This is a genomic window from Stenotrophomonas sp. CASM114, from assembly GCF_049384325.1.
GTDB lineage: Bacteria > Pseudomonadota > Gammaproteobacteria > Xanthomonadales > Xanthomonadaceae > Stenotrophomonas > Stenotrophomonas muris.
Genome location: NZ_JBMRGJ010000015.1, coordinates 86,769 through 96,254, shown reverse-complemented (window position 1 = coordinate 96,254; position 9,486 = coordinate 86,769). Strand labels below are relative to the sequence as shown.

The 9,486-nt window shown below is 68.8% G+C and carries 10 protein-coding genes and 1 pseudogene; 6 read left to right on the top strand and 5 right to left on the bottom strand.

All coding sequences use genetic code 11. The features are described 5' to 3' along the window. Positions 1 to 41: 41 nt before the first annotated feature. Entirely contained in the window at positions 42 to 929 is an 888-nt protein-coding gene (locus VG566_RS14710) for a hypothetical protein (protein ID WP_241884612.1), read from the bottom strand. 93 nt (positions 930 to 1,022) lie between these two features. Between VG566_RS14710 and VG566_RS14705 the strand changes: the two genes are divergently transcribed. Further along, the gene (locus tag VG566_RS14705) at positions 1,023 to 2,318 is read left to right on the top strand and encodes an acetyl-CoA C-acetyltransferase (RefSeq protein WP_087786464.1); all 1,296 of its coding nucleotides are present in this window, start codon (positions 1,023 to 1,025) and stop codon (positions 2,316 to 2,318) included. A gap of 227 nt (positions 2,319 to 2,545) precedes the next feature. On the opposite strand, the gene VG566_RS14700 is transcribed toward VG566_RS14705, so the two are convergent. The 3 genes from VG566_RS14700 to VG566_RS14690 form a co-directional block, all read right to left on the bottom strand. Continuing rightward, positions 2,546 to 3,841, bottom strand: a complete 1,296-nt coding sequence (locus VG566_RS14700) for a heme biosynthesis HemY N-terminal domain-containing protein (RefSeq protein ID WP_164109097.1) — start codon at positions 3,839 to 3,841, stop codon at positions 2,546 to 2,548. A 6-nt stretch (positions 3,842 to 3,847) separates the two neighbouring features. Beyond that, positions 3,848 to 4,825, bottom strand: a complete 978-nt coding sequence (locus tag VG566_RS14695) for a uroporphyrinogen-III C-methyltransferase (RefSeq protein ID WP_032959352.1) — start codon at positions 4,823 to 4,825, stop codon at positions 3,848 to 3,850. 104 nt (positions 4,826 to 4,929) lie between these two features. Further along, positions 4,930 to 5,739 (bottom strand): uroporphyrinogen-III synthase, encoded by an 810-nt coding sequence (locus VG566_RS14690; RefSeq protein WP_241884611.1) that lies wholly within the window; start codon positions 5,737 to 5,739, stop codon positions 4,930 to 4,932. A 35-nt stretch (positions 5,740 to 5,774) separates the two neighbouring features. Between VG566_RS14690 and VG566_RS14685 the strand changes: the two genes are divergently transcribed. From VG566_RS14685 to VG566_RS14665, 5 genes are all read left to right on the top strand, one after another. Beyond that, positions 5,775 to 6,242, top strand: coding sequence for a YiiD C-terminal domain-containing protein (locus VG566_RS14685; protein WP_049416564.1), 468 nt, complete (start codon positions 5,775 to 5,777; stop codon positions 6,240 to 6,242). Positions 6,243 to 6,274: 32 nt separating this feature from the next. Continuing rightward, a complete protein-coding gene (locus VG566_RS14680; RefSeq protein WP_049416565.1) occupies positions 6,275 to 6,700 on the top strand; it encodes a hypothetical protein in 426 nt (141 codons plus the stop codon). Positions 6,701 to 6,757: 57 nt separating this feature from the next. Continuing rightward, on the top strand, positions 6,758 to 7,195 hold the full coding sequence (locus tag VG566_RS14675) for a rhodanese-like domain-containing protein (protein ID WP_049416566.1): 438 nt from the start codon (positions 6,758 to 6,760) through the stop codon (positions 7,193 to 7,195). Positions 7,196 to 7,295: 100 nt separating this feature from the next. Further along, on the top strand, positions 7,296 to 7,814 hold the full coding sequence (gene secB / locus VG566_RS14670; protein ID WP_005407596.1) for a protein-export chaperone SecB: 519 nt from the start codon (positions 7,296 to 7,298) through the stop codon (positions 7,812 to 7,814). A 20-nt stretch (positions 7,815 to 7,834) separates the two neighbouring features. After that, positions 7,835 to 8,860 (top strand): NAD(P)H-dependent glycerol-3-phosphate dehydrogenase, encoded by a 1,026-nt coding sequence (locus tag VG566_RS14665; RefSeq protein WP_049416568.1) that lies wholly within the window; start codon positions 7,835 to 7,837, stop codon positions 8,858 to 8,860. A 124-nt stretch (positions 8,861 to 8,984) separates the two neighbouring features. Here the strand turns inward: VG566_RS14665 and VG566_RS14660 are convergent. Further along, positions 8,985 to 9,440 (bottom strand): annotated as a pseudogene (locus tag VG566_RS14660) (YybH family protein). Positions 9,441 to 9,486: the final 46 nt, after the last annotated feature.

The following is a 9,486-nucleotide window of genomic DNA, read 5'->3' as shown; positions in this document are numbered from 1 at the left end:
GAAGACGGGTAGTGCCGGCCAGCGGCCGGCACTACCCGTCTTCAGCGCGCCAGCAGCTCGCGCGCGTCCTGGCCGGCCTCGCAGTGCACGAACAGCACCGGCACGCCGTGCGCTTCCAGCACCGCGGCCATCTGCCGCTGGCGCATCAGGAACTGCTCGTAGATGCCCTGCAGGCGGTCGCAATCGTTCTTGCTGTGGTTGTAGTACGCGCACCAACCCGCCGGATCGAACAGCGCCATGCGTGCCTCGCCATGGGTATAGCGCAGCAGTGGCTCGGGCGCGGCATTGAGCCACTCGTCTTCGCCCGGCGCCATGATCGCGGTCTCGATCAGCGGCCACAGCGCCGCCAGGCCCTGGTTGTCGTACTGCATCGACATCATCGCGGCCAGGTCGTTCACGGTGAAATAGCGCGCGTGTTCGATGCGGGCACCGAAGCTGTTCTGTGCCATCAACGCGGTGTCGGCATGCGCCATGCCGTTGGCCAGCAGTGTATCTTCCAGCGCATTGGCCACCGCGTTGGTGGTGGCCACGTCGCTGCCGGTCAGCAGGAACGGCACCACGCGCAGGCCGCCCCCCACCAGGGTCGCATCGGCCTGGAACGGCAGCGGCACATCGCCTGCGGCATCGGTGCCGAAGGCCAGCAGGCGCGGGCCCTGGTTGCGGCCCGGGGCACGCATCTGCAGTTCTTCCAGGCGGCGATGGATCGGCCAGCCCGGGCGCAGTACTTCGGCCGGGTCGAAATGGGCGGCCGCGAACACCAGGTCCAGCTCGGCCACCTGCGGCACCAGCTTGGAAAGGTCACGGCCGACGCGTTCGGCCAGTTCACCGGCCTGTTCAGCGCTGAGCACCGCCTGGCGGGGGATTTCACCGCCGGCCAGTTCCAGGGCCAGCACGCCAAGGGCATTCATCGCGGGGTCGGGTTTGCTCATGGTTCCACGGTTGGCCCATCACAGGGCGGCAGCTACACTTGGCTCCATTATGCCTGCTCCGCCGTGCAGGCCATGTTGCAGACACCCTCATCCATGCCAGGTATCTCCATGCCCAACGCTCGTCCCGTCGCCATCCTCGGTGGCGTCCGCATTCCGTTCTGCCGCCAGAACACCGCGTATTCGGATGTCGGCAACCTCGGCATGTCGGTCCGTACGCTGGGCGCGCTGGTCGAACGTTTCGGCCTGCACGGCCAGCAGCTGGGCGAAGTGGCGATGGGTGCGGTGATCAAGCACTCCAGCGACTGGAACCTGGGCCGTGAGGCCACGCTGTCCTCCGGCCTGTCGCCGCTGACCCCGGGCATCACCCTGCAGCGCGCCTGCGGCACTTCGCTGGACAGCATCATCACCGTGGCCAACAAGATCGCGCTGGGCCAGATCGAATCGGGCATCGGTGGCGGTTCGGACACCACCTCCGACGTGCCGATCGTCTACGGCAAGAAGCTGCGTGCACGCCTGCTGGCGGCCAACCGCGCCAAGAGCACCGGCGACAAGATCCGCGCCCTCACCGCCGGCTTCAAGTTCTCCGAGCTCAAGCCCGAGTTCCCGGGCGTGGCCGAGCCGCGCACCGGCAAGAGCATGGGCGACCACTGCGAGGACATGGCCAAGGAATGGAACATCTCGCGCGACTCGCAGGATGAGTGGGCGGTGTCGTCGCACAAGAAGCTGGCCGCCGCCTATGAGCGTGGCTTCTTCAACGACCTGATCGCACCGTTCCGTGGCGTCGAGCGTGACAACATCCTGCGCCCGGATACGTCGCTGGAAAAGCTGGCCACGCTGAAGCCGGCGTTCGACAAGGTTTCCGGCCGCGGCACGCTGACCGCCGCCAATTCCACCCCGCTGACCGACGGTGCCGCTGCGGTACTGCTGGCCAGCGAAGAGTGGGCGCGCGCGCACGGCCATGAGCCGCAGGCCTACCTGCGCGACGCGCATGTCTCTGCGGTGGACTTCGTGCATGGCGAAGGCCTGCTGATGGCGCCGACCATCGCAGTGCCGGAGATGCTCAAGCGCAATGGCCTGACCCTGCAGGACTTCGACATCTACGAGATCCACGAAGCCTTCGCCGCGCAGGTGCTGTGCACCCTGCGTGCGTGGGAGAGCGAGGATTACTGCCGCAACCGCCTGGGGCTGGACGCACCGCTGGGCCGCATCGACCCGGACAAGATCAACCTGCTGGGTTCGTCGCTGGCCACCGGTCATCCGTTCGCCGCCACCGGCGCCCGCGTCATCGCCACCGCCGCCAAGCAGCTGGCCGAACGCGGCGGTGGTCGCGCGCTGGTGTCGATCTGCACCGCCGGCGGCATGGGCGTGGTGGCGATCGTCGAACGCTGATCGCTGCGACCGCGCGCCAACCAAGGTTGGCGACTACCAGAAATGCGTGCTGGATCTGCTGTGGTAGATGCCGACCTTGGTCGGCCGTGAAACGGCATCGCTTGGAAGAGGCCACGCGCCAACCAGGGTTGGCGACTACCGGGTCCCGCAGATGAAAACGCCGCCCATTGGGCGGCGTTTTTTGCTCCTGTGGGTGCCGACCGTTGGTCGGCACACTTCAGCAGCGGTCACGGCAACCGCGGATTACCGAATTCGTCGCGCTCTTCGTTGGCGTCATACACCGGCGGCTGCACCGCGAGCGGCTGTTCTTCCACCGTGGCACGCAGTGGCGTCTCGCCGCCGCGCACCAGCGCCACGCTGTCCTCGCCGCGCTGCAGGCGCAGCGCATTGGCCAGGCACTGCGCGGCCAGCGCGTGTTCGCCACGCTGGGCGAACAGTTCACCCAGTGCTTCCCACGCCTGCGCACCGGCGCCCGCGGCGATGGCCTCGTGCAGGAACGCATCGGCGGCCTCCCACTGCTGCTGGGCCAGGGCCACGCGGCCCTGCGCCAGGCGCAACGCGGCCGAGCCGTCATGCACGTTGCGCCAACGTGCGAGGTTGGCCTGGCGGGTAGCCAGGCGCTCGGCCGGCAGACGGCCATACAGCGCCACCAGTTCGTCATCCCAGCGCTGGTCCAGCGCCTGTTCCAGCGCCAGCAGCGCCGGCTCGTCCCAGTCCAGCGCCACCGCGCGGCTGGCATAGGCGCCAACCACGTCCGGAGTCGGTCGCAGTGCCTTCGGCGTGGCTTCCCACTGCGCGGCCAGTGCGTTGACGTCGGCCGCTTCCAGCAGCGCCTGTGCAGCCAGGCGTGCTTCCAGTTCACTGCTGGCCTCGGCCGGCAGCACCTTGCTCTGGCGCAGTGCACCCAGCTGGCCATACGCCTCGTGGGCGCGGCCGGCCTGTGCCAGTGCCTCGGTGCGCAGCCACAGGCCACGTGGCGGCAGCGGCTGGATCGCCGCTACGTCCAATGCGTTGATCGCATCCACCGGCAGATCGCGCGCCAGCAGCTGTTCGGCGCGCAGCAGCGCCTGCAGGGTGGCATCACTTTCGCCCAGGCGCTGCAGCAGCGCCTCGCCAGCCGGGCCGTCGGCACGTGCCTGCGCGCTGCGCACGGCGTTGGCCAGCGCCACCGCGCTCACCTCCGGGTCCTTGGCGGCACCGTCCAGCAGTTTCTCGGCACGCTGCCACTGGCCGTGCTCATAGGCCTGCAGGCCGTCGATCAGGCGCACCCGGCCCTGTTTGCGGCGGTAGCGGCCCCAGGCGCGGAACGGTGCGGCGATCAGGCTCCACAGCAGCCATAGCACCAGCACCGCGATCACTGCCAGCAGCGCCACCTTCGGCAGGTTGCTGTGGTAGTCGTAGCCGCCGTAGCGCAGGGTCACTTCGCCGAAGCGGTTCAGGTCATCGGCGCCGAGCCATTGCGCAGCGACCACGCCGATGGCCACGGCCAGCAACAGCACGACCAGGGATTGCAGGGGTTTCATGCGGGCTTACCTCCGGTCGGTCTGGGTGCGCAGTTGTTGCAGGGTGCTGCCAAGGACAGCGTCGTTGGCCTGCAGCGGCAGTTCGCGCAAGGCCTTCAGTTCAGCACGTTGCGCGCGCAGGGCTGGTGAATCCGGCCAGCGCCGCTGTGCCCAGTGCTCCACGCGGTCCAATGCGGTATTGCGCCCCGCGCGGTCGCCGCGCTCGATTGCCGCACGTGCCAATGTCAGTTCCAGCTGCAGCGCGTCGTCGGCATTGCGCTGTTCGGCGGCGGTCAGCGGGCCGTTCTGGCGGCTCGGGGTGATGTCCACGAACGGCGCCAGAGCTGCCTGCCACCAGGGTTTGGCGGTGCTGCTGCCGGTCGTGCCGGTGATCTGCGAAGGCAGGCCCTGCAGTGCCCTGCCCACAGCATCCAGGCGCTGCAGCGATTGCACGCGTGGACCGCTGCCGAGCGCATCCAGTGCCTCGCGCTCCTGCACCAGCGCCTGGCGCAGGTTCAGGCCATCACTGTCGGGCAGTTCGGCCAGTGCCGTCGCGGCCTGGGCGTACAACCGGCGTGCGCCTTCCACATCGTCGGCGTAGTTCAGGCGCTGCGCGGCCTGGGTCAGCAGCAGTTCGGCCTCATCGCGCTGTACCGCCTGGCGGCCCTGGTTGGCGCTGTCGGCCAGCTTGGCCAGGTTCTCTTCCAGCAATGCGCTGCGCTGGGAAAGGCCCAGCATCTCGTCGCGCAGCACGCGGTTGGTGGCGGCCGCGTCCTGCAGGCGCTGGCTGGTCGCGCGCTGGTCACGACGCAGCGCATCCAGCGTGGCCTCCAGGCCCTTCAGCTGGACAGCCGTGGTCTGTGCCTGCGCTGCCTGTTCGTTCTGTTGCTGTTGCCAGACGTACCAGCCGGCATAGCCGCCCACGCCGAGCACGACCACACCGGCCAGCGGCAGCAGCCAGCGCACGGGTCGACGGGGCGGGGAAACGGGCGGAGTGTCGTTCATCGGGCTTCCTTGTCGGCAACGTCGCCGGTCGGGGGCCGGCAGGCCGCGTTGTGCACAGCATCACTGTTGCCGACGACAGCGGCAAGCGTGACCCACGTCCCTGTTCAGGTCGCTGCCGGGACGGTGAGCGTGGCGTGTGCGGCCGCCACCAGCTGCGCGGTGGTGGGGCCTGCCGCGCGCACGACATGCTGCAGGCCCAGTGCCCGGGCCTGTTCGCCGAGGCGATCACTGGCCACCACAGCAGTCGCGTGCGCCTGCAGGCGCTGCTGCAAGGGCGGCGGAAGCTGCTGCCAGAAATGCTGCAGCGCTTCGCCACTGCTCACCGCCAGCATCCACGGCTGCGCTGAATGCGCCAATCGGGCCAGCGCACGGGGCGGCAGGTGCAGCAGGCGACGCTGGTAGATGTCGGCACGTTCGATTGTGGCGCCGGCCGCCTGCAGCCGCGCGGCAATCAGGCCACGCCCGCCGGGCGCGGTCACCAGGCCGATGCGCAGGCCCTGTACGTCAGCCAGCACCGGCAGCGCCAGCAGGCCTTCACTGTCCATCCGCTGCGGCGCATGCACCTCGGTGATGCCGTGTGCCCGCAATGCGCGCGCGGTGCCTTCGCCGACGGTCAGCCACGGGCTGCGCTGCGCCTCGGCCAGCGGCAGCAGGGTGGCGGCCGCGGTCACGGCGGCCGGGCTGGTGAACACCACCCGGTCGCAGTTCAGCGCGCGTTGCAGCTGGCGCACCACAGCCGTGCCCTGCAGGCGCTGCAGGCGCCAGGGCGCCAGGGCCAGGACATTCCCGCCCAGCCCGGCAACGGCGCGGCGCAGCGCCACGTTCTGGCCCCGCGGGCGCAGCGAGATCAGGGTCCAGCGCGCGCCGGAACGGGTGGCGCCAGTGGGTATCGTATGGTCGACCATTGCCTGCATTATGCGGGCCCTTCGTTGTCGTGGTCGCTGCTCCGATGTCCGTTGATGCCCTGACTTCCTCGTTGGCCGCCCTGCAGGACGTGCTGGACTGCATGCCGGCAGTGCGCGCCATGCAGATCCGCCTGGATGGCTATGCCGATGGCGTGCTGCGCATCACCGCGCCGCTCGCTGCCAACGTCAACGACAAAGGCAATGCCTTCGGCGGCAGCCTGGCCTCGGTGCTGACCCTGTCCGGCTGGGCCTTGGTCAGCCTGCGCCTGCGCCTGGCCGGCCACGATGCCGAGGTCTACGTGGCCGACAGCAACCTGCGCTACCTGGCCCCGGTCTACGAAGACCTGCACGCCCACGCCGAAGCGGCCGAGGCCACCGGCTGGGACGCCTTCCTGAATACCTTCCGGCAGCGCCGCAAGGCCCGCATCAGCATCATCGCCACCCAGCCCGGTGCCGATGGCAAGCCCGCCGCCGAGTTCAGCGGTCGCTTTGTTGCCTTCGCCAAAGGGTAGGATGGCAGGCTGACGTCCTGGGGAAACCACCGATGCGCCGCCTCATCCAGTTCCTGATCTGTTCCCTGCTGCTGGTCAGCACCGTGGCCTCGGCCGACGACCTCAGCCGCAAGCAGCGCAAGTTGCTGGAAGAGACCCAGATCGCCTACGGCGCGACCATCCGCTGGGGCAGCATGGACGATGCCATCGGCTATCTCGACCCCAAGCTGCGCAAGGAAAAGCCGCCCACCGAGTTCGAGCTCAACCGTTACGCGCAGCTGCGCGTGTCGTCCTATCGCGAGCGCAGCAGTGCCTCACTGGACGGGGGACTGGTCGAGCGCCGGGTTGAAATCGGGGTGATCAACCAGAACACCCAGGCCGAGCGCACGGTGGTCGTGGTCGAGCGCTGGCGCTGGGACCCGGAGGCCAAGCGCTGGTGGCAGACCGCCGGCCTGCCGGACCTGTGGAAGGGGCAGTGACGGGCCGCGTCCGGCTTGTGCGACAATCGGCGCCCGCTTAATCGACCCGTGACCTGAGTGAATTACGAAGAGTTGCTGGCCTTTGCAGGCCGAAACCCGATGCTGTCCGCGGCCCTGGTCGGCCTGACCGTGGCCATCATCGTCACCGAGATCCGCCGCCTGTTCCGGGGCTTCAAGGGCATCAAGCCCGCCGAACTGACCCAGCTGATCAACGCGGGCGGCACGGTGGTGGTCGACCTGTCGGCCAGCGGTGACTTCGAAAAGGGCCACATTGCCGGCAGCCGCAATGCCCAGGCCAGTGCCTTCGGCCCGGAAAACAAGCTGGTGGCCAATGCCAAGCAGTCGCCGGTGGTGCTGGTGTGCCGCAGCGGCAACGCCTCGGAAACCGCCGCCAAGGCGCTGAAGAAGGCCGGCTTCGAAAAGGTCTACGTGCTCGATGGCGGCATTCCCGCCTGGCAGCAGGCCGAACTGCCGCTGGTCAAGGGCCGCAACTGATTGTCGCAGGTGGCGGATCCGGCCTTGTCTGGGCCTGGTCCCGCCCCCATCGCAGTAGTTCGACCATCGTTTTCATTGCATTCACCTGGAGTTACTGGAAATGTCCGAAGAGATCACCAACGGCGCCGCTGCGCCGGTCGATGCCGCTACCGGCCCCGCTTTCACCGTCGAGAAGATCTACGTCAAGGACGTCTCCTTCGAGTCGCCGAACGCGCCGACCATCTTCAATGACCAGGTGCAGCCGGAGCTGCAGCTGAACCTGAACCAGCAGGTGCAGCGCCTGGGTGAGAACGCCTTCGAAGTCGTGCTGGCCGTGACCCTGACCTGCCAGGCCGGTGAGCGCACCGCCTACGTGGCCGAAGTGAAGCAGGCCGGCGTGTTCGGCCTGGTCGGCCTGGACCCGCAGTCGATCGACGTGCTGCTCGGCACCCAGTGCCCGAACATCCTGTTCCCGTACGTGCGCCAGCTGATCAGCGACCTGATCCAGGCCGGCGGCTTCCCGCCGTTCTTCCTGCAGCCGATCAACTTCGAAGGCCTGTACGCAGAAACCCTGCGCCAGCGCCAGGAGCAGGGCGACGCACCGTCGCTGGCTGACTCCGAGCCGGCCGGCAACGCCTGATTCCTGCCGCGACGTCACGGATGAGCACTCCCGCTGACAAGATCGCCGTGCTGGGCGCCGGCTCCTGGGGAACCGCGCTGGCCAGCCTGCTCGCACGGCACGGTCACCCGACCGTGCTGTGGGGGCGCGATGCTGCCGTGGTCGACGCCATCGACCAGCGCCACGAGAACCCGCGTTACCTGCCGGGCATCCCGCTGCCGGACAGCCTGCGGGCTACCACCGACCTGGCGTCGGCGGTGCAGGGCGCGGCCTGGATCCTGGTGGTGACGCCGTCGCACGCGTTCGGTGAGACCGTGCGTGCGTTGGCGCCGCTGCGGCCGGCCGGTGCCGGCGTGGCCTGGGCCACCAAGGGCTTCGAACCCGGTTCGGGCCGTTTCCTGCATGAAGTGGCGCGCGAAGTGCTGGGCGAGGACGTGCCGCTGGCCGTCGTCACCGGGCCATCGTTCGCCAAGGAAGTAACCCAGGGCCTGCCCACCGCGATCACCGTGCACGGCGACGTGCCCGAGTTCGCGCAGACGGTGGCCGAGGCGATGCATGGCCCGGCGTTCCGCGCCTACACCGGCGACGACATGGTCGGTGCCGAGCTGGGCGGTGCGATGAAGAACGTGCTGGCGGTGGCCACCGGCGTGGCCGATGGCATGCAGCTGGGCCTCAACGCCCGTGCCGGCCTGATCACCCGCGGTCTCAATGAAATGCTGCGCCTGGCTGCGGCGATCGGCGCCAAGCCGGAAACGCTGATGGGCCTGGCCGGCCTGGGCGATCTGGTGCTGACCTGCACCGGCGATCTGTCGCGCAACCGTCGCCTGGGCCTGGCCCTGGGCCGTGGCCAGACGCTGCAGGATGCCGTGCGCGAAATCGGCCAGGTGGTCGAGTCGGTGCAGACCGCCGACGAAGTGATGCGACAGGCACGCCGCCATGGCATCGACCTGCCGATCTCCGACGGCGTGCGTGCCGTGCTGCACGGCGAGCAGACCCCGGAAGAAGGCCTGCGCGCACTGCTGGCGCGGGAACAGAAACCGGAATACCCGGACACGCTGTTCAAGTGAATCGAAAAACCCCGGCCACGTGCCGGGGTTTTTTATGTGCGCGAGCCATCCACGCATGGCGTGGATCTACTGCCGAACCCGCTTCTGGTAGCTGCCAACCTTGGTTGGCGCCCGACGGCGGCAATCACCGCGCCCGTGGCGGCGCGCTGGTGTTGTCCATGTCCGAGAAGATCAACCACGGCCCGTCGCCCACGCGCTTCAGGGTCAGCGTGAACTTGCCGGTGTCCCCCTCGTTGCTGCCGTAGCGATACGCACCAATGATGTAGCCCGTGTTGCCCTCCACCGAGTGAGCCAACGCCCGCAGCCGCAACGGACTGCCGCCCTGGCCGGCATACGCGGCCTCGATCGCAGTACGCCCGCGCACCGGCGGCTGGTCGCTCTGCAGTACAAGACCATCCTCGGCAAACAGCGCAGCCAATGCCTTGGCATCAGCCGAGCGCCACGCCCGCTCCTAATCGCGTAGTACGCGCTCCAGCGGTGCGGGCAGGGCTGCGCCCGGGAGAGGCCGTGCAGGCTTCGCGCCTTCTGCATCGTGGGCAATTGCCGGCGATGCCAGCCGCAGGGCACTGCAGAAGATCATGGCGAGTCGTGTACGGCGCATGCGTCCGGCTCCAGGCGATGACGGG

Bases quoted from the DNA above. Each gene is read 5' to 3' on its own strand.
- VG566_RS14710 (WP_241884612.1), bottom strand. From the start codon at position 929: ATGAGCAAACCCGACCCCGCGATGAATGCCCTTGGCGTGCTGGCCCTG.
- VG566_RS14705 (WP_087786464.1), top strand. From the start codon at position 1,023: ATGCCAGGTATCTCCATGCCCAACGCTCGTCCCGTCGCCATCCTCGGT.
- VG566_RS14700 (WP_164109097.1), bottom strand. From the start codon at position 3,841: ATGAAACCCCTGCAATCCCTGGTCGTGCTGTTGCTGGCCGTGGCCATC.
- VG566_RS14695 (WP_032959352.1), bottom strand. From the start codon at position 4,825: ATGAACGACACTCCGCCCGTTTCCCCGCCCCGTCGACCCGTGCGCTGG.
- VG566_RS14690 (WP_241884611.1), bottom strand. From the start codon at position 5,739: ATGCAGGCAATGGTCGACCATACGATACCCACTGGCGCCACCCGTTCC.
- VG566_RS14685 (WP_049416564.1), top strand. From the start codon at position 5,775: ATGTCCGTTGATGCCCTGACTTCCTCGTTGGCCGCCCTGCAGGACGTG.
- VG566_RS14680 (WP_049416565.1), top strand. From the start codon at position 6,275: ATGCGCCGCCTCATCCAGTTCCTGATCTGTTCCCTGCTGCTGGTCAGC.
- secB (WP_005407596.1), top strand. From the start codon at position 7,296: ATGTCCGAAGAGATCACCAACGGCGCCGCTGCGCCGGTCGATGCCGCT.
- VG566_RS14665 (WP_049416568.1), top strand. From the start codon at position 7,835: ATGAGCACTCCCGCTGACAAGATCGCCGTGCTGGGCGCCGGCTCCTGG.